We start from the raw sequence: 19,991 nt of genomic DNA on the forward strand, positions 1-19,991 counted from the left end.
GCTTGTCTGGTTCAAAACTGAGAGTTTGTAGTTTTTTTGATATAATTTGTATGAATCCCATTACTAAATAGAAACGTATATATACAGTGGTTTGGAAATCAGAAGCGGGAAAACAGGTGGTTACCATGAAAAATACAGTTCGAATTTTAACGTTTATATTCATTTTGGCAGGCATTTATTATTTCTTTTATGAAAAACTTGATGCTGTTTATTTAGGATACATAAGTATTTTCATGACATTAACCGTGATCTTTATCAGCTTTGTAATCTTCCTTGAGAATCGTCATCCAGCCCAGACTTTAACCTGGATTATCGTTCTCGGTGGTTTCCCGGTTGTGGGTTTCATATTTTATTTATTATTCGGCCGGAACCATCGGAAGGAAAAAATGTTCCGCCGTAAATACTTTCTTGATAAGCAAACTTTTACACGAATTGAAGGGGACAGCGAAAGGGCGAACAGAGCACGGATGCTTGAAATGGAAGAAGATCACCGGCGCTTGTTCAATCTTGCCCAGAAGCTCGGGAATAGCCCCATTTCCTTTGCAACATCAACAAAAGTGCTGACAAATGGTGATGAAACTTTTAGCCATATTCTCGAAGAATTGAAAAAGGCAACCCACCATATCCACATGGAATATTATATTGTGCGCGATGATGCAATCGGCCATGAAATCAAGGATGTTCTGATTGAAAAAGCCAAAAAAGGAGTAAAGGTCCGGTTCCTGTATGATTCGGTTGGATCTTGGAAGCTTTCAAAAAAATTTATCGGCGATTTGACTGAAGCAGGTGTCGAAGTGGTTGAATTTGGTCCTGTCCGCCTTCCGTTCCTGAACAGCAAATTCAATTTCCGTAATCACCGGAAAATCATTGTGATTGATGGTACAGTTGGCTTTGTCGGAGGATTGAATATCGGTGATGAGTACCTCGGAAGGAATAAGGATTTTGGATTTTGGCGTGACACTCACTTAATGGCAAAAGGAGAAGCAGTAAGGAGCCTGCAGCTGATCTTCCTGCAGGATTGGTATTATATGACGAATAATAGCTTTTTGACGGCAGAGTACTTATCGCCTGCACTGGAGGTTAACACTCACGGTGGGGTTCAAATGATTGCAGGAGGCCCAGACAATGAGTGGAGTGTGATCAAGAACATCTTTTTCTCGATGATTTCGTCAGCGGATAAGTCAGTCTGGATTGCGTCTCCATATTTTATTCCGGACGAAGATATTTTCAGTGCGATCAAAGTGGCTGCCCTAAGCGGCCTTGATGTCAGGCTGCTTGTCCCAAAAAGGCCAGATAAAAGAATCGTCTTCTTCGCTTCAAGATCGTATTTTCCAGAGCTTCTTGAAGCAGGGGTAAAAATTTATGAATACGAAAAAGGGTTCATGCACAGCAAAATAGTCATTGTTGATGGCCAGCTTGCTTCAATTGGCACGTCCAATATGGACATGAGAAGCTTCCACCTGAACTTCGAGGTCAATGCTTTCCTCTATAAAACAAGCAGCACATTGAAACTGGTGGAGGAGTTCCAAAGTGATATCCAGCAATCAAAGGAAATTGATATGAATGATTTCAATAAACGCAATATCGGTTACAGGCTTCTCGAGTCAACATCAAGACTTCTGTCGCCCATGCTTTAGCAGTCCGTATTTGTTACGGGCTGTTTTTTTTCTGTGAACATTTTGTTAATTGTTTCAATTATAAGAGGTGATCACTCCTATACTCCCGAATAGAACTAGGAGAAAGGAGGTTCAATAATGCTAGTGGCAAATAAGTTTAATGGGGAAGTATTTTCACTCGCAAACGGTGATACCAAGAAAGAATTGGAGAAGGTCAGGTCCCGGGAAAAGTTTTACTGTCCTGATTGTGGCGAAGAGGTAATCATGAAGCTCGGCAATAAGAAAATCTGGCATTTCTCCCATACTGCAAGCGGAAGCTGCCAATATGAGTATGATCGAGAATCTGAGTATCACCTTTCTGGCAAGCTTAAACTATATAATTGGCTGAAGAAACAGGGAATTCATGCTGAGCTGGAAAAGTTCGATCAGCAGATGAGACAAAAACCGGATATCGCATTTGATTGGAAAGGTCAGAAATATGCAATTGAGTTTCAATGTTCAGTCATTCATGCTGATATTTTCGAAAAAAGGACAAGAACCTACCTGGAGCATGATGTGATCCCTCTATGGATTGCAGCCGAGAACCTGATCAAACGCATTTCCCATATGGTTGTATCCATGAATCATTTCCTCTATCTCTTTCTGCGAAGAACCAAACATGCCTGGAATTTGCCTGCTTTTTGCCCAGTCTCAGGCCAGCTCATCAACCTTCATGGTGTTATTCCTATTTCCTCAAGAAAGGCAATCACGATACTAGAAGTAAAGAGTCTGAGTCAATCTTCAATCGAGGATCTCCTCAGTCCTAAAGCAAGACAGTATCCTTTTTTAAAAATTTGGCAAACAGAAAATCAAAAGCTGAAATCCCGTTATCTGATGAATCATGGAGCGTGGCAAAGTCGTTTCCTAAAAGAATTATACCATAATCGCCTCAGCCTTCTAACTCTTCCCGCTGTCCTCGGACTGCCTGTCCACTCGAGCCCCTATATTGAAACACCGTCATTGATGTGGCAAACATACATCTATCTTGATATCTTTCGGCATCATAAATCAGGGGAATACATTCGATATGCACGAATAAGGGCTGCATTTGCTAAAAGAGTCAAAAAAGGGGATATCAAACTCAGGACCCTGCCGGCTGCCGGGCATAGAGATGCCTGGTATGCTTTAGCAGAATATGTTTTCCTTTTAACAAAGATCGGGTACCTGGAAAAGATTGATTCGGGGACAGTTAAGGTACAAAAAGAGATTGAGTTTCCATCTTCAGTCGACTGTCAATTGAAGGCGGAAACCAAATTTTATGCTGAGTTTGAAAATAAAATAGTGCAATCGGTCTTCCAATAACATGAAAAAAGAAATTAAAGAGTAAAATAAGGAAGTTAACGAAAAACTTTTCATCTCTTTCTTTTTTTTGAAGGAAATAAGAACCGATTATCGAATAATATGATAGTAGAAAAGTTTTTCGAATTCCGAAATTTTGTTAGGAGGATCCATATGTCTGATGAAACAGCAGTAAAAAAATTGCCATCAAGAGATGAGGCTGCCACCGAGAATACGTGGAGACTTGAAGATATTTTCGCGAGTGATGATGCCTGGGAAAAAGAATTCAATGAAGTGAAGAGCTTAGTTCCTTCTGTCCAGGAATATCAGGGAAAACTTGGGGATAGTGCGGATCAGCTTTACGATGCACTGCAATTGCAGGATAAGCTATTAGAGCGCCTTGGCAGATTATATACATATGCACATATGCGCTATGACCAGGATACAACAAATTCTTTTTATCAAGGACTGGATGACCGCATCAAGAATCTGTATTCCCAGGCGGGAAGTGCACTGGCTTATATTGTGCCGGAAATCCTGGCTGTCGACGAAGAAAAGATTAAAGGCTTTTTGCAGGAGAAGAAAGAGCTGAAGCTTTATGAGCATGCTTTGGAGGAAATCAATCTTCAGAGACCGCATGTCCTTTCAGCCGAAGAGGAAGCGCTGCTTGCACAGGCAGGGGAGGTAATGAGTTCACCGTCAAATACTTTTGGCATGCTGAACAATGCGGATTTGGAATTCCCTTCGATTAAGGACGAGAACGGTGAAGATGTGGAAATCACCCATGGCCGTTACATCCGTTTCCTTGAAAGTGAAGATCGCAGGGTACGCGAGGATGCCTTCAAAGCGGTTTACAAAACATATGGCAGCTTCAAAAATACATTTTCAAGCACATTGAGCGGCAATATCAAGAAGGATAACTTCAATGCAAGAATCCGTAAATATGATTCTGCGAGGCATGCTGCACTTGCTGCGAATAATATCCCTGAAAGTGTTTATGAAAACCTTGTGAATACAGTGAATGATAACCTGCACCTGCTTCATAGATACGTAAAGCTTCGAAGGAAGGTACTGGGCCTCGATAAGCTTCATATGTATGACCTTTACACACCATTGGTGAAGAACGTGAAAATGGAAATCCCATATGGAGAGGCTAAAGATTATGTCCTAAAAGGCCTAGAGCCACTTGGACAGGAATATAATCAGGTCCTTCAGGAGGGTTTTGAAAATCGCTGGGTAGATGTGTATGAGAACAAAGGGAAGCGCAGCGGTGCCTATTCTTCGGGTGCATATGGCACAAATCCATACATCCTGATGAACTGGCAGGATAATGTGAATAATTTATTTACGCTTGCACATGAGTTCGGACATTCGGTCCACAGCTACTACACTAGGAAAACTCAGCCATATCCATATGGAAACTACTCAATTTTTGTTGCAGAGGTAGCTTCCACATGCAATGAAGCGCTTTTGAATGACTATATGCTGAAAACGATTGATGATGAGCAGAAGCGCTTGTATTTACTGAATCACTATCTCGAGGGCTTCAGGGGAACTGTGTTCAGACAGACCATGTTCGCTGAATTTGAACATATGATTCACCAGAAAGCACAGAATAACGAAGCTTTGACAGCTGATTCTCTCACAAAGGATTATTATGAGCTCAATAAAAAATACTTCGGTGAAGAAGACATCATTATTGATGAGGAAATCGGACTGGAGTGGTCTAGGATTCCGCATTTCTATTACAATTACTATGTATACCAGTATGCGACAGGCTTCAGTGCAGCGACAGCACTGAGCAAACAGATCCTTGAGGAAGGACAGCCTGCTGTCGAACGATATATTGAATTCCTGAAATCAGGAAGCTCTGACTATCCAATCGAAGTCCTGAAAAAGGCAGGAGTGGATATGACAAGCTCGAAGCCAATTGAGGAAGCTTTGAAGGTATTCGAAGAAAAGCTGAACGAAATGGAAGCATTGCTTTCTTAGTACAAAAAACCGGCTGCATCATTGCAGCCGGTTTTTTCAATTAGAATCCTTTGAACTTTTTTCGGTTATTTAAATATATCAGTAAAATAAAAAGGGAGAAGAACAGAATGGGGGAGGTCAGGTATAAAGGTAGAAGATGCATCAACCCTCCGATATGGAGAACAAATGAAAAAAGGATGAATAGTGCTATAAGAAAGAGACCTATTTTGTCCACGTACATCACTCCGGATCGCTTTATACATGATATATATGCTTCTGTCCATATATTAATGATTGGTATTTGACAATATTGTGAAATAACACACAAGTGTATTGTTATACTGCTAAAGCCTATGGTATATTTATGACGTGAAGTTGATCACAAACAAACATTTACCCCTTTGTTTGACCGTGAAAAATTTCTCCCATCCCCTTTGTTCGTATAAAATAGAAAAAAGGCCTTGCAGTTGGAGAGCTGCAAGGCCTTTTTCTGCATGCAATGATATAAATAGCCAGTTTCACGCTGATTGAAGGCTAAATCCGGCGAGATCCTTTCAATTTCAGTAATGCGTGAAGTAGTATTGGCGTTTATTATAATGGTGCGACTCCACTTTGATCTGATTTCTGCGCATTTTGAATCAATTTGCCAACATTTTTGATTAATTCAACCACTTTTAAGATTATTCGACCACATTTTGAACTAATTCGACCACATTTTAAAATTATTCGACCACATTTTGAATTAATTCGACCACTTCAACAACAATGCCAAAAAACATGCACCGAACAGCAAAAAAAATGACCGGGCATCTGCACGGTCATCCTTCTAGATATCGCCAGAACATCCCGTATTTTGCAGGGATTTGTTCAACCATTTGCTTTAACATCAGTTTTTTTAATTCCTTCTCAGCCTGAGGCACTGTGATGTCGTAAACTACAGCCACTTCCTTGGAAGCAACCATTTTGTACTGCATCAAAAATTGTTCCAGGCTTGGCGGCTGGGCTGCATCTGGTTTTTGCTGTAGCATTTCTTCAAGAATCTGGACGTATACCTCATATGGATAAAGTCCGGTAATCTTGATGCCTTCTTCTTCGACATTGGCATTGAAAAAGACAAGTGTCGGAATTTCCTGGACGTCCATTTCATTGGTGATTTTCAAATCACACTGGAACGCCTTTGCAGCTGTTTCTGAATGAATATCTGTCACGAATTCTTCAACGTCCAGCCCCACACTTCTGGCGCAATTTTTTAGCACCTCAAAATTCGAGACATTCTGTTTTTCAAGAAACAATACTTCCTGAAGTCTTCGCAGAAAGCGGATGCCTTTCTTTTTTCCCTGAAGTTCTGCCGATTTAATAGCAATCGAAGCTAAATAAGGAGACGAAACAGGGTTTTCGAACCAAAGCGAGCCGTCACAGGACATACCTGTTCTGCTTGCTGTCTTTTCCCATAGCTCAGCAATCGTTTCGTAGCGTTTTTTTCTGTTCATGTTCAGGGTGGCAAGACGGCCGCTCAATACATGTTTGATTGAAAAATACTTGCCATATTCGACCTGCAGCTTTTTTATGATTGGCTCTAATGCCCAGCATTCAGGACAAAGCGGATCAACGAACATATAAATTTCTATAGGCTTCTTGTCCAAACTCTGGCAGTATTCTGACGGGTCATAGCTTAAAAGATTTTCGCGGCTGAGTCTCATGAGTTCTCACCGGTTTCATCATCTGGTGTATTGATCATATGCTGAGCGGTAAGGTAGAGCCTTGCGTAAAAATCCTCCCTGACAGAACCATCGAGAACCACTTCATCCATGGCCTCTGCCATGCATGCAAGCCAGGCTTTCGCCCTGACTGGCGTAATTTCGAAAGGCAGATGTCTGGCACGAAGCATTGGATGGCCATGTTCGTTGGTATATAAAGGCGGCCCGCCTAAATATTGAGTCAGGAACTGCTTTTGTTTACGGGCAGTTTCTGTTAAGTCGTCCGGGAATATAGGAGCAAGATCAGGATGCATTCCAACGCGGTGGTAAAAAGCATCGACCAGCCGGTGAAGTGTCCCTTCGCCAATGGCTTCGAATGGTAAGGTCTTATTCTCAACCATATTGATAACTCCTTTAAAATAGATTTTAGAAATTTCATTCTGCTTTGATAGTTATGCTATTTATTGTAGCAATGCTAAATTTATATCTCAAACAAATCGGCTTGTGTTCTGCGAAAACTGTCTTTTGCTTTCATTAATTTCGGCTTGCTTTACTAATTTACACAAAAAAGCCGCCTGTTACCACTGACAGGCGGGCGAAAATAGAGGAATTATTATCCTTTTAACTGTAATAAACATCGGTCACTTTCCGTACATAGTTCTGTGTTTCCTTGAATGGGGGAATCCCGCCGTATTTATCAACATTTCCAGGTCCTGCATTATATGCTGCAAGTGCAAGTTCAATATTATTGTCATATCTATCAAGCATTTGCCGGAGGTATTTAGCGCCTCCAAGAATATTATCTGCGGGATCAAAGACATTTTTAACTCCGAGGCCCCTTGCTGTTGAAGGCATCAGTTGCATCAATCCGGAGGCACCGGCATGGCTTACGGCGTTAGGATTGAAATTGGATTCCTTTTGAATGACTGATTTGATCAGCTTGGCTGGTATATTGAACATAGCAGCGGCCTGATCGATCATACCATCAAAATCTGTATTATTTTTGGCCGCTACCTTTGTCAGTTGAATGGGAGGGAGCATTTGGGCAATGTTTTGCTTGGATATATCATATGAGCCCACAGCAGCTTGAGCATTTTCGAACAGCTCTTCCAGCTTTGTTGCCGTGGCGCCAAGGGCATTGCTCTGGTCATTCAAAATGCCGGAAAGCATGTCCTGAAAAAGGTCGTTTCCCGATTGGCCCGGGGTTCGATTGAAATTTTGAAGCGCCTGCAATTCAAGCATGGCTTTTAACTGATCAACATTCATAATGATTCTCCTGCCTGGTCTATTCTCTTAAAAGATTATACTTTTTAGCGTAAAAGCGTTTGATCTTATTATCGGTTTGTCGAACAGGTATTTTTAGTTCAGTGAGTAAATTGGAAAAATTTAGAAATCCTTCCGACTCATCTGTCACTTCATATTCTAGCTCAAAATCCTCTGTATTTAAATAGTAACTATGGTCTAGGACTAGTATTCCCTCTTTATACTCAACCTCAGCGCGCACCGTTGTCAGCGACCCGAAGTATTGCAGTTCATTCATATTGGAAATTAAATCGGATACAGCGTCCTTCACTTCACCATCAGGCAATTTGCCTGTTTTTAAGGCTTCATTTGCCTGTCCTTCAGTCAGAATCTGATTCGTTTCGAGCAATCCCTGTTTTGCAGGCTGTTTTAAAGTCAGTTCAAACTCATTGCCTTTTTCCCTGATCCGTAGTGCTGATCCTTTATCCTTCAAGGTAAAAGAAGGTGTATCGAAATAATGATTGATTTGTTTTTTGAATTGTTCCGGCTCCAGTTTGAAGTAACTTGACAGGTAGTGGAATTCTTTCTCTGTCAGCATGTTCTTGAATTCGATCTCGATATTTTGGCTCAAGTCCGTCCGTCCTTTCCAATAAGCTGTCCTTATTATCTCGCGAAATCCTGTTTGCTTCAATCTTTAGTAGAAAATGGTTCGATATGATAAAATAAAAAAGATTATGGAGGTTGAAAAAATGAGCAAAAAGATTATCGTTACAAATGCAAAAGTAGAAAATGATGAGCTCCTGCTCTTGACAGACAGGGAGACAAAAATAACAAGCCTTGCAGCAACTGGGCAAATGCTTGTGGATTCTGATCAATTATCCTTTATTTATATTGTTGATAATGAAGATGGATATCAATATGTCACCATTCCTGAAGTTGCCTGGAATGCCATACAGCAAGGTCTCCAGGGCGGGCTGGAAGTGTTTCTTGCAAATGCCGGCGGCAAGCTTAAATTGGAAAGCTTCCGTGATGAAATGGAATATTTGATTGAAAATATAACAGGGAACAGCAATTATGGAGAGGAAATGGTCACGAAAGTGGAACAGGTTTTTGCCGCACCCTCCGCTTAAGCTTTCGTGAAAAGAACCGGATGAGGTGACTGATGTGAAACACTGGGATCAATTTTTAGAACCTTATAAACACGCTGTGGAAGAATTGAAGGTAAAGCTTAAAGGAATCAGGAGCCAATATGAGCTTCATTCCGACCATTCCCCGATTGAATTTGTCACGGGAAGGGTAAAGCCAATTGCAAGCATACTGGACAAAGCCCATCAAAAAGGGATTTCACTGGATAAACTCGATTCCGAAATGCAGGATATCGCAGGCTTGAGAATCATGTGCCAGTTCGTGGATGACATCAAGACAGTCGTTGAACTGTTAAGGTGCCGGAATGATTTTGAAATTATCGAGGAAAGGGATTATATCTCGCATAAAAAAGCAAGCGGTTACCGCTCTTACCATGTGGTCATCCGTTATCCCGTCCAGACGATCAGGGGAGAAAGAAAGATTCTTGCTGAAATCCAAATCAGGACGCTGGCAATGAATTTCTGGGCAACGGTGGAGCATTCATTGAACTATAAGTACAAGGGGCTTTTCCCTGAAGATATTAAAATCAGGCTGAAGCGGGCTGCAGAGGCTGCGTTCCGCTTGGATGAAGAGATGTCGACAATCAGGGGAGAAATCCAGGATGCACAGGCATTTTTTACACGGAAAAAAGAAATGCAGCAGGATGGGAAGAAATAGTATAAATCCGATATGCAGGGGTGTTTGATACATGAAATTCGCGATTACTTCAAAGGGAGACTCCCGGTCTAATACATTGATGCATAAAATGAGGACGTATCTTTTGGACTTTGATCTAGAATATGATGAAGACCAGCCGGACATCTGTATCTCTGTCGGAGGGGATGGCACGCTTTTGTATGCTTTCCATCGTTACAGCAGCAGGCTGGATAAAACAGCATTCATTGGAGTACATACAGGACACCTAGGCTTTTATGCAGACTGGGTTCCTGAAGAAATCGAAAAACTTGTCATTGCCGTGGCAAAAACACCGTACCAGGTGATTGAATATCCGCTGCTTGAAGTCATTATCAGGTACCAGCACGGCGGCAGGGAAACCAGGTATCTTGCCCTGAATGAATCCACCGTAAAATCAGTTGAAGGTACACTGGTCATGGATGTTGAAATCAGGGGCCAGCATTTTGAACGTTTCCGCGGAGATGGTTTATGCGTATCCACGCCATCCGGAAGCACAGCTTATAACAAAGCACTGGGCGGGGCAATCCTTCATCCATCCCTGAGAGCGATCCAGGTAGCAGAAATGGCATCCATCAATAACCGGGTGTTCAGGACAGTGGGATCCCCGCTGATCCTGCCTGACCACCATACTTGTACTTTGAAACCTGTCAACAGGCCTGATTTCCAGGTGACAGTGGACCATTTGACCTTATTGCATAAAGATGTGAAATCGATCCAATTCCGGGTTGCGGATGAAAAAATCCGTTTCGCGCGATTCCGTCCCTTCCCATTCTGGAAAAGGGTGCATGATTCCTTTATCTCTGATAGTGATTAAGGGTGATTTCGGCTTCCCGAAAAGGAAGAGCCTTTTAATGGGGCACTTCAACGATCATGGAAGTCCAAAATATCTAGGAAACCGGCTTTAATGGACATTTCAGAGCACGTGAAAGTCCAAAATGTCTAAGAAACTGGTTTTAATGGACATTTCCATGCACGTGGAAGTCCAAAATGTCTAAGAAACCAGCTTTAATGGACATTTCAATGTCTGTATAAGTCCAAAATGTCTAAGAAACTGGTTTTAATGGACATTTCCATGCACGTGGAAGTCCAAAATGTCTAAGAAACCGGCTTTTATGGACATTTCAGAGCACGTGGAAGTCCAAAATGTCTAAGAAACTGGTTTTAATGGACATTTCAATGCATATGGAAGTCCCAAATGTCTAAGAAACCGAATTAATGGACAATGGACACGTAATAATCGAAACAACGAAGACAGGAGCCGCTGATATGGCGAAAAACTTCACAATGGAATTTACTGCCGGGATTTCTGACGAGGGAAAGATGCTGAGGGAATTTCTCAAACAGATGGAAATCTCTAAATCGGCTCTTACTGATATTAAGTTCAAGGGCGGATTTATTTCCGTGAATGGTCAGGAAGTGAATGTCAGGTACATCTTAAAGCCTGATGATCGAGTCAGAATTGAATTCCCTCCTGAAATTCCTTCTGAGGGAATGAAGGGAGAAAAGTTCCCTCTTTCCATTATTTATGAGGATGATTACTTACTGGTGGTGAATAAGCCTTCAGGCATGAACACGATACCTTCCAGGGAGCATCCGTATGGCAGTCTTGCCAGCGGGCTGATCGGATATTATGAAGAAAACGGAATATCTGCTACTACCCATATCGTTACCAGGCTTGACAGGGATACGTCAGGGCTGGTGCTGATTGCGAAACATAGTCATGTTCATCATTTGCTCAGTAAGCAGCAGCGTTCTGGCGGTGTAAGCCGGAGCTATGAGGCATTAGCTGAAGGAATCATCGAGCAGGATGAGGGAACCATTGAAGCTCCGATTGCGAGGAAACCTGACAGCATCATCGAGCGGGAAGTCCATTCAAATGGACAATACGCATGTACTCTGTTTAAGGTTGCTCAACGGTATGGTGTCTTCACTCATATACACCTCAGGCTGAAGACCGGCAGGACCCATCAAATCCGAGTACACATGAGCTTTATTGGCCATCCGCTGCTTGGTGATACTTTATATGGGGGCAATAAAAATAAAATAGCAAGACAGGCATTGCATTGCCGGGAACTTCTTTTCACCCACCCTTTTTTACATAAGGAAATGCATTTTACCGCAAGTCTCCCAAAGGATATGCAGGAAGTGCTGAAAGAAGGCAAATCGTTATAAAAGCGATTTGCCTTTTTAACATTTCTCTCAAATATTTCATCAGATAAATCCACTCAAAAAATCAAACGATAAAGAAGTAATAAATGAAATATGAAGGAGGAAGCAGCACTTGAACATCTATAAAAACGGAAAAGTAATAGCAGTTTCTGCTGTCATGTTATTAGGTCTTGCAGCATGCAATACCAACAATGATGAAGCGATGGATTTGCGTGATAACAGGGTGACCACCCTGGGGAAAGACCAGGCTGGTTATTGGGATAATGATGCCAACAGAATAAAGCAGCAAAGACGAAGAGCTGAAATAAATGCTGCTAAAGGAAATAAGACTGGCCCTAAGATTAATCAGAATGGCATGAATGCAACAAGTGAAATCATGCAAATGCCTGATGGGTATATTACAGTTGACCCTAACTCTTACAGTACTGAGATTCCAAGTTCAAAATATCCTCATACCGAAATGACGGAAGGCGGATTGACATTAACAGAAGGCCAACAAGCAGATCTTAATAATATGCGTGAAGATTTGCAGCGAGGCATTGACGTTGAACTTCCTGATTTCCAAAGGGGAGGGATTCCTGCACCAACAGAGGGGGCTGCTCCTGCTCCACAGCAAGAAGCACCCGCACCTGATCAGGTAGCTCCAGCTCCACAAGAAAGACCGGCAACTGAACAAGAAGCTGCACCTGCACCTCAAGAAAGACAAGCACCTGTTCCTGAGCAAGGAGCAGCGCCAGCTCCAGCTCCACAAGAAAGACAGGCACCGGAACAGGAAGCTGCACCAGCTCCAGAGCAAAAAGCAGCGCCAAGTGGAACGGAGATCAGTGATTTTGAATCAAAAGTCATTGACCTGACAAATGAACAGCGCCGTAAAAATGGCCTGTCAAACCTGCAGCCTGATACAGCCTTAAGTAATGTTGCACAGGAAAAATCAAATGATATGCAGGCGAAGAATTATTTTTCGCATACAAGCCCTACTTATGGTTCACCTTTCGATATGATGAGGGACTTCGGGGTTTCATATAATTCAGCTGGGGAGAACATTGCGATGGGACAGCCGAGTCCTGAAGAAGTCGTCAATGCATGGATGAACAGTGAAGGTCATCGAAAAAATATTTTAAGTCCGAATTTCACACATATTGGTGTTGGCCATACATCACAAGGACACTATTGGACACAAATGTTTATTGGCAAATAAACGGACAAAGCTAACCACTAATTCAAGTGGTTAGCTTGTTCATTGTATGGGTATTTATTATATCTCCCTGAACTTTTCGGGAACAAAAGGCATGGTTGAGGGAACAGATATTAATTCCATTTCAGGATAACGAAGAGCTGACAGTTTGCCGCCAAAAACAGCTCCCGTATCTATATTATAGGTATTATTCAGGATTCTTGGTTCCTTCACCGGTGTATGGCCATAAACGATGACCGCCCTTCCTTGATAATTCTTCGCCCAATCACGGCGCACGGGAGTCCCGTCTGGATTGTTTTTGCCGGTGATATCACCATAAAGAACAAAGGTTTTAACTTTTGAATTGCTTTTTCCTATGTACTCTTCACGGATTCCTGCATGGGCTATGACAAGACGCCCCTCATCGAGTACATGGTACAAAGGCGCTGAATCATATAATTTAAGGAATTTCTCACGGAAAGAATTTTTCTGTTTCGCATCCAGTGACAGAAATTCTGCAACAGTTGTCTCAAGCCCATGGGCTGTCTGTACTTTATTGCCCAATAGATATCGATACAGCTTATTGCAGTGGTTTCCAGGAACATAATAAGCAGCCTTTTTTTTCACGGCAAGTTCCCAAACTAGCTCTGCAGTTTTCAGTGACTCTGGTCCCCGGTCTGTCAGATCTCCGACAAAAGCAAGCTTCCGGTGCTCCGGGTGGATCGGAATGCCAGAATCCCAGTCATATCCAAGAATTTTGGTGATCTCTTCAAATTCGGCAAAACAGCCGTGGATATCGCCAATAATATCTAGTTTCATGGAGCCATCCTCCTTTTTATCGATTATCATTCCCACTCGTGAAAAAAAGAAAAGTTTAAATTAAAAAAGGGAATATTATTGAAAAGGCGAGCCTTGAAAACTTACGGTTACAAAACTTATATTACCATCTAATTTCATGGGAAAAAGAGAAGATAAAAGACAAAGATTTCATTAAATGCTAGTATAATGAAATGTACATAAAGGAAAGGGGGTAAGGTGTATGTCTGAAGAACGTCAAGAATCAGCATCCAGGCAGCAAATCAATTCTGAACTGCTGTTGGAAGCACTTTACTCTGAGAAAATTGATGATTTCCGTGCGGAATTTTTAGATTTGCATCCGTACGACCAGGCTGAATTTTTCAGTGAACTAGATGACGAAGATCGAGCTAAAGTTTATAATTTCCTCTCACCTGAAGAGATGGCTGATCTGTTCGAGAACCTGGAAGCGGATGAAGAGGATTTCAAGGATGTCTTGGCGCAGATGAATCCTAACTACGCGGCCGACATGCTGTCAAATATGTATGCCGATGACGCGGTGGATGTCCTGAATGAGCTTGACAAAGATCAGGTTGCCAGTTATTTGACAATCATGGATGAGGAAGCTGCGCAGGAAATCAAGGATTTGCTGCATTACGAAGAATACACAGCAGGAAGTATCATGACGACAGAATTCATTGCGATTTCTGCCAACCAGACGGTCAGGTCGGCCATGTATATCCTGAAAAAAGAAGCACCCAGGGCTGAAACGATTTACTATATTTTTGTTGTCGATGAGGAGAAGAGACTTGCTGGAGTCATTTCCTTGAGAGACTTGATCGTGGCGGATGACGAGACGATGATCGGTGAAGTGATGAATGAACGGGTGGTCTCGGTTTCGGTAGGAGAGGACCAGGAAGAAGTAGCGCGGATGATGCGGGATTATAACTTCCTCGCTCTTCCTGTCGTGGATTTCCAAAACCATCTCCTTGGAATCATAACGGTCGATGACATCATTGATGTAATGGAAGAAGAGGCATCGGATGACTACTCCAAGCTGGCAGGTATTGCAGACCTCGACACAGTCGACCGAAATCCATTTACAGCCGCCAAGAAACGCCTGCCATGGCTGATCATTTTACTCTTTTTAGGGATGTTCACAGCAAGCCTGATTGGAAGATTTGAGGCTACATTGGATAAGGTTGCAATTTTGGCTGTATTCATTCCTTTGATTGCCGGAATGGCTGGCAACACTGGTACCCAGGCCCTTGCCGTGGCTGTCAGGGGAATTGCCACTGGAGATCTTGAAAAAGAAAGTAAATGGAGCATTATTCTGAGGGAAGCTGGTACAGGATTGATTACCGGAGCGGTATGCGGGATCCTGGTTGCATTTGTTGTTTACTTTTGGAAAGGTGAATTTTTTCTTGGGATTTTAGTCGGTATATCGATCTTTATAACATTAATCATCGCCACACTGGCCGGGTCGCTTGTTCCGCTGCTTATGCACAGATTGAAAATTGACCCTGCGGTAGCATCAGGTCCATTTATCACAACGATCAATGATATTATCAGTATTTTGATTTATTTTGGGATTGCTACTGCTTTTATGAGTTATCTTATCTAATAATATCTTTTGCAAGGCAAAACAGCATTAATTACTGTTAATTCTTATATAAAAGGAGGGAGCGGATGGAACAGCATGCTTCGATTACATCACTTGTGATCGTCATTATTGTTGCATTTTTAACACCTATTATATTACACCGCTTAAAATTGAGTTTCATACCTGTAGTTGTTGCTGAAATCATCATGGGTTTGATTATCGGTAAAAGTGGCTTCAACATTGTCCATGAGGATGCATGGCTCAGCACATTGTCCACCTTGGGATTTTTATTCCTGATGTTCTTGAGTGGGTTGGAGATTGACTTCACTGCATTCTCTGGCGGGAAAAATAAAGGCAGGGCAAAACCCAACAGCAAAAAAGAACCAAATACGTTTGTCGTGGCTTCTGTCATATTTGTCGGGATATTCATTGCCTCTCTTGGATTGTCGTATTTATTCGTGCTTGCAGGGTTTATTGAGAATGTATTTTTGATGACCTTGATCATCTCGACAATCTCTCTTGGAGTGGTAGTTCCTACTCTTAAGGACGCACATTTAATGAAAACAAATATTGGGCAGATCATTTTATTGGTAGCTGTCATTGCAGACCTTGCCACCATGATCCTGCTTGCTGTCTTTGTATCCCTTTATGATACTGGCGGTGGCAACACATGGCTGCTGCTCGTGCTTTTTGCTGCTGGTGTAGCACTTTATTTCATCGGCAGATCCTTCAAAAATAGGACGTTCATTAATGCATTGTCCACTGGTACCACACAAATTGGCACCCGTGCGGTTTTTGCCTTGATTATTTTATTGGTTGCCATCTCAGAAACAGTCGGCGCGGAAAATATCCTGGGGGCATTCCTTGCAGGTGTCCTTGTTTCCCTGCTGGCACCTGACCAGGAAATGGTCCATAAACTTGATTCATTTGGCTATGGCTTCCTGATTCCCATCTTTTTCGTGATGGTGGGGGTCGAACTCGATTTATGGTCACTGTTCAGTGAAAAAAAGCTCTTATTATTGATACCGCTATTACTTTTGGCTTTGTTTTTGTCAAAAATGGTCCCGGTATATCTTTTGAAAAAATGGTACGACACAAAGACGGTTCTCGCTGCTGGCTTCCTGTTGACCTCCACATTGTCACTCGTCATCGCTGCAGCAACGATTGGTGAAAGAATGGAAATGATTTCACCGCAGATGAGTGGAACACTGATTCTGGTGGCAGTCATCTCCAGTGTTTTGACACCAATTTTATTTAAAAAATTGTTCCCTGAAGAAAAAGCAGAGGAAGTTAAAGTAAAGGTGGCGTTTATTGGCGCCAACCAGATGACACTTCCGGTATCAAGAGCGCTTCAATCTTCTCTTTACGAACCAGTCATTTTTCATACAAAACAGGATAAGGCGGAAAAACTGGCGGACACTGTTTTTGAAATCATTGAAATTGACAATTATGATATTGATACACTCGATAAGGTTGAAGTGTATGATGCGAATATCATTGTTATATCTACAGGGAATCCCGACCTAAATGCGACCATCGCGGTCAGCGCAAAGGAACGTGGAGTTGAAAGGGTCATCGCGAGGATTGAAAGTCCAGACCTTGCTGAGCAAGCCCAGGAAGAGGGAATTGAAGTATTCTCTGTTCTTCGTTCAACTGAGTCGCTGCTGCGTGCGATGATTGAATCACCAGGTGTCATGACCATCTTGACACATCAGGAAAATTCCCTGCATGAAATCAGAATGCTCAATGATCATTTTGACGGTATGACTCTCAGACGTTTCCCATTCACAGGAGATGTCATCTTTGTCAGGATCCTGCGTGAAAATGAATCAATCGTGCCTCATGGAGATACCGAGCTGAGACTGAATGACCGTTTGATTGTCACAGGATCAAAAGAATATGTCGATGAGCTGAAAAGAGAACTCGAATTCTGTTTTTGGTGCTGATTTGGAACGTAAACCCGTCTTCCCGACGGGTTTTTCTTTTCAAATGAAAAAATATGGTGTAGAATTAGCACTAGGTACTAATAACTTGTATTAACAGGGGGATATTTTAAAATGACTCTTTCATTGAACGGAAAAACATACGTAGTAATGGGTGTAGCCAATAAAAGGAGCATCGCCTGGGGTATTGCTCAATCTCTCCACAATTCCGGGGCGAATTTGATTTTCACTTATGCCGGTGAGCGTCTGGAGAATAGTGTCAGGGAACTTGCGGAATCACTCGATCAAAATTATTTAGTTTTACCTTGCGACGTTACAAGTGACGAAGATGTCGCTAAATGCTTCAAAGAAATCAAGGAAGCAGCAGGTTCGATTTCCGGTGTTGCCCACTGTATCGCATTCGCTAACAAGGAAGAGCTGCAGGGAGACTATATGAATGTTACACGCGATGGTTTCCTGCTGGCCCATAATATCAGCGCCTACTCCCTGACAGCTGTTGCCAAGGAAGCAAAAGAGCTGATGGCGGAAGGTGGAAGCATCGTGACTTTGACTTATCTTGGCGGCGAGCGTGCGATCCCGAATTACAATGTCATGGGAGTGGCAAAAGCATCACTTGATGCAAGTGTCCGCTATCTTGCTGCGGATTTAGGAAAGCACAATATTCGTGTAAACTCGATTTCAGCCGGTCCAATCCGCACACTATCTGCTAAAGGGGTAAGTGATTTTAACTCGATTTTGAAGGAGATTGAAGAGAAAGCTCCGCTTCAACGAAATACTACTCCGGAAGAAGTCGGCGATACAGCAGTATTCCTTTTCAGCGACATGTCACGCGGGATCACTGGCGAAAACATCCACGTTGATTCAGGATTCCATATCTTATAGAAACACATGGCCCGCCGCCTGAGCGGGCCTTATTTATTTTCAGCATTTATGATTCCTTTCAAGCAAATTCATTCATGATTCCGGCACCTATCCTGGGCGGCCGCATACATATAGGGTGAGCGAAGTTTTGGAGGTGCCATAAATGGGAAGAAAGCGAAGTCGTAAGCAATCTCCTTTGTTTTACATCAATCAGCCTGTTATTGATCTGCCCCAAGCTGATATGCAAAAAAATTATACGATTAAAAGTGAACCCGATACATCTGAGATTCTGCAAGAACAGGGTGATGTCCTTGTAACTAAAGAAATGATTTTTGAGGATAAGGAGTCATCTGAAGTGAAAGTAAACCACCAAGTTGAAGAGAAAGAAAACATTCAATCTGACCAGTCCGATGTCCGAGGGAAGAGAAGTTTCAATGATTATACATTGGAGGAAAAAATCAAACACTTAAAGTTTGTTCCCGCATCTGTAGCTAAGGTGAAATACGAATTCATTACGGTGGGAAGATCATATAAGGGATTTTTTATCGAAATGAAGGGAGAAGTATTGTTCATCCAATCTGTAACTCCCAGGAAGAAAAGCGTAAGTATTCCGAAGGAGGATTTAATCGACATCAAGAGGGTTGGATTATAAAAAAGGCTTACCATTTAGGTAAGCCTGATTTTCCAGCCTTGGTTATCTTGTATTGCCAGGAAGGCTTGAAAGTGGTGAAGCTGCAACTGGGTCAAGGCATGTGACTGCACAGAAGCAATCCAGGTCTACAGTTAAGCAGATACCAGTCCTGAAGAATTCATTTCTTGATCCGCCAGTCGTGATTTGCTCGCAAGGAGTGTCGAAGCTTTCTCCTTGGTCACCGCGAGTAGCAAGAAGCTCGAGTTTAGCGCAACAGTTATCATCCACAGAAGTTACGCGGAAGAAGAAAGAGTTGAAGCAGTCAAGCATTTGTGGTCCGCCGCCATTTGTGCGGATGCGAGTTCCAAACCCTTCGAACGGCTGGCAGTCACCGCAATATAGAATTACCGGGATTGTATCCAACTCAGTAGTAGGAGTTTGTGCACCTGCAAGCAATTCCTGGATGGATTTATTGCAGCTGACATCACAATCGTTGTCTACATCCACTTCATCCTGTGCATCTGCTATCGCTCTGAGGACTTCGCACACACAGTTATCCTCACCATGGTTCTTATTTTTGCAACCCATAATAAGTTCATCTCCTTTTTGTTGATATGACCTATTGTCCTTAATAGAATATGAATCGCCATCCTAATGGTGTGGGTGTTTGTCTAATTTTCAATATGTTTCAACAAAAATTAATGACAAAAGTGGACAGGCTCGTGCCTATCCATAGGAAATTGCCCAGCATAAGCTGTATTGAATCCAACAAAAACAAAAGTGGGTGAGATTATGGTAAGTTGGCTGGATTTATTTCTTCTGGGGATGGCGAGCTTCCGCTTGACGAGACTGATTGTATATGATGTGATTACTGAATTTCTCCGTCAGCCATTTCATGAGACAGTGGTGGAGACCCTTGAGGATGGGAGCACGGAAACCTATATAGAAATTAAAGGTACTGGTTTGAAATATTGGATCGGTGAGTTGTTAAGCTGCCATTGGTGCACTGGCATTTGGTCAGCGGCATTTTTGTATTTTGGATATGTGTTGTATCCTCCGCTGGCGATTCCGGCCATCACCATACTGGCAATTGCGGGTATTGCCTCCTTAATCCAGCATGTCCTCATTAAGGATTAACCAGCTGGATTTAA

Annotated in this window: 19 protein-coding genes; 13 read left to right on the forward strand and 6 right to left on the reverse strand. The window is 42.4% G+C overall.

Annotated elements, in window-relative coordinates:
• Positions 1 to 125: 125 nt before the first annotated feature.
• From cls to pepF, 3 genes are all read left to right on the forward strand, one after another.
• Positions 126 to 1,637 carry a cardiolipin synthase gene (gene cls / locus FS736_RS01375; protein ID WP_144474567.1) on the forward strand — a complete coding sequence of 504 codons (1,512 nt, stop codon included), beginning with the start codon at positions 126 to 128 and terminating at the stop codon, positions 1,635 to 1,637.
• A gap of 117 nt (positions 1,638 to 1,754) precedes the next feature.
• A complete protein-coding gene (locus FS736_RS01380; protein ID WP_144474568.1) occupies positions 1,755 to 2,957 on the forward strand; it encodes a competence protein CoiA in 1,203 nt (400 codons plus the stop codon).
• A gap of 150 nt (positions 2,958 to 3,107) precedes the next feature.
• A complete protein-coding gene (pepF, locus tag FS736_RS01385) occupies positions 3,108 to 4,925 on the forward strand; it encodes an oligoendopeptidase F (protein ID WP_144474569.1) in 1,818 nt (605 codons plus the stop codon).
• A 797-nt stretch (positions 4,926 to 5,722) separates the two neighbouring features.
• Here the strand turns inward: pepF and FS736_RS01390 are convergent.
• The 4 genes from FS736_RS01390 to FS736_RS01405 form a co-directional block, all read right to left on the reverse strand.
• A complete protein-coding gene (locus FS736_RS01390; RefSeq protein ID WP_144474570.1) occupies positions 5,723 to 6,604 on the reverse strand; it encodes a ClpXP adapter SpxH family protein in 882 nt (293 codons plus the stop codon).
• Positions 6,601 to 7,002: a globin domain-containing protein gene (locus FS736_RS01395; RefSeq protein WP_144474571.1), complete on the reverse strand. Its 402-nt coding sequence runs from the start codon at positions 7,000 to 7,002 to the stop codon at positions 6,601 to 6,603. Before FS736_RS01395 ends, FS736_RS01390 begins: the two co-directional genes overlap by 4 nt.
• Before the next feature lie 220 nt (positions 7,003 to 7,222).
• Positions 7,223 to 7,867, reverse strand: a complete 645-nt coding sequence (locus FS736_RS01400) for a lytic transglycosylase domain-containing protein (protein WP_144474572.1) — start codon at positions 7,865 to 7,867, stop codon at positions 7,223 to 7,225.
• Positions 7,868 to 7,886: 19 nt separating this feature from the next.
• Complete coding sequence (locus tag FS736_RS01405; RefSeq protein ID WP_144474573.1) at positions 7,887 to 8,474, reverse strand: CYTH domain-containing protein; 588 nt, start codon at positions 8,472 to 8,474, stop codon at positions 7,887 to 7,889.
• Positions 8,475 to 8,592: 118 nt separating this feature from the next.
• Between FS736_RS01405 and FS736_RS01410 the strand changes: the two genes are divergently transcribed.
• The 5 genes from FS736_RS01410 to FS736_RS25380 all read left to right on the forward strand — a co-directional run bounded on the left by FS736_RS01410 (position 8,593) and on the right by FS736_RS25380 (position 13,031).
• The gene (locus tag FS736_RS01410; RefSeq protein ID WP_260983501.1) at positions 8,593 to 8,973 is read left to right on the forward strand and encodes a UPF0738 family protein; all 381 of its coding nucleotides are present in this window, start codon (positions 8,593 to 8,595) and stop codon (positions 8,971 to 8,973) included.
• A 34-nt stretch (positions 8,974 to 9,007) separates the two neighbouring features.
• The gene (gene yjbM, locus FS736_RS01415) at positions 9,008 to 9,646 is read left to right on the forward strand and encodes a GTP diphosphokinase (protein ID WP_144474575.1); all 639 of its coding nucleotides are present in this window, start codon (positions 9,008 to 9,010) and stop codon (positions 9,644 to 9,646) included.
• A gap of 31 nt (positions 9,647 to 9,677) precedes the next feature.
• Positions 9,678 to 10,478, forward strand: coding sequence for an NAD kinase (locus tag FS736_RS01420; RefSeq protein WP_144474576.1), 801 nt, complete (start codon positions 9,678 to 9,680; stop codon positions 10,476 to 10,478).
• A 452-nt stretch (positions 10,479 to 10,930) separates the two neighbouring features.
• Entirely contained in the window at positions 10,931 to 11,836 is a 906-nt protein-coding gene (locus FS736_RS01425) for an RluA family pseudouridine synthase (protein ID WP_144474577.1), read from the forward strand.
• A gap of 109 nt (positions 11,837 to 11,945) precedes the next feature.
• The gene (locus FS736_RS25380) at positions 11,946 to 13,031 is read left to right on the forward strand and encodes a CAP domain-containing protein (protein ID WP_313959696.1); all 1,086 of its coding nucleotides are present in this window, start codon (positions 11,946 to 11,948) and stop codon (positions 13,029 to 13,031) included.
• Between the two features lie 57 nt (positions 13,032 to 13,088).
• Here the strand turns inward: FS736_RS25380 and prpE are convergent, their stop codons facing one another.
• Positions 13,089 to 13,826: a bis(5'-nucleosyl)-tetraphosphatase PrpE gene (gene prpE / locus FS736_RS01435; protein WP_144474578.1), complete on the reverse strand. Its 738-nt coding sequence runs from the start codon at positions 13,824 to 13,826 to the stop codon at positions 13,089 to 13,091.
• Positions 13,827 to 14,046: 220 nt separating this feature from the next.
• Here prpE and mgtE point away from each other — a divergent pair, with 220 nt between their 5' ends.
• From mgtE to FS736_RS01455, 4 genes are all read left to right on the forward strand, one after another.
• Positions 14,047 to 15,426: a magnesium transporter gene (mgtE, locus tag FS736_RS01440; RefSeq protein WP_144474579.1), complete on the forward strand. Its 1,380-nt coding sequence runs from the start codon at positions 14,047 to 14,049 to the stop codon at positions 15,424 to 15,426.
• A 65-nt stretch (positions 15,427 to 15,491) separates the two neighbouring features.
• A complete protein-coding gene (locus FS736_RS01445; protein ID WP_144474580.1) occupies positions 15,492 to 17,351 on the forward strand; it encodes a monovalent cation:proton antiporter family protein in 1,860 nt (619 codons plus the stop codon).
• A 111-nt stretch (positions 17,352 to 17,462) separates the two neighbouring features.
• Entirely contained in the window at positions 17,463 to 18,230 is a 768-nt protein-coding gene (fabI, locus tag FS736_RS01450; RefSeq protein ID WP_144474581.1) for an enoyl-ACP reductase FabI, read from the forward strand.
• Between the two features lie 142 nt (positions 18,231 to 18,372).
• Positions 18,373 to 18,861 (forward strand): CotO family spore coat protein, encoded by a 489-nt coding sequence (locus tag FS736_RS01455; RefSeq protein ID WP_144474582.1) that lies wholly within the window; start codon positions 18,373 to 18,375, stop codon positions 18,859 to 18,861.
• A 42-nt stretch (positions 18,862 to 18,903) separates the two neighbouring features.
• Here FS736_RS01455 and FS736_RS01460 read toward each other — a convergent pair whose 3' ends face one another.
• Entirely contained in the window at positions 18,904 to 19,428 is a 525-nt protein-coding gene (locus FS736_RS01460; protein WP_144474583.1) for a CotY/CotZ family spore coat protein, read from the reverse strand.
• A 204-nt stretch (positions 19,429 to 19,632) separates the two neighbouring features.
• On the opposite strand from FS736_RS01460, the gene FS736_RS01465 reads away from it, so the two are divergent.
• Entirely contained in the window at positions 19,633 to 19,977 is a 345-nt protein-coding gene (locus FS736_RS01465) for a DUF1360 domain-containing protein (RefSeq protein WP_144474584.1), read from the forward strand.
• Positions 19,978 to 19,991: the final 14 nt, after the last annotated feature.

Source organism: Cytobacillus oceanisediminis 2691, assembly GCF_007678455.1.
GTDB lineage: Bacteria > Bacillota > Bacilli > Bacillales > Cytobacillaceae > Mesobacillus > Mesobacillus oceanisediminis_A.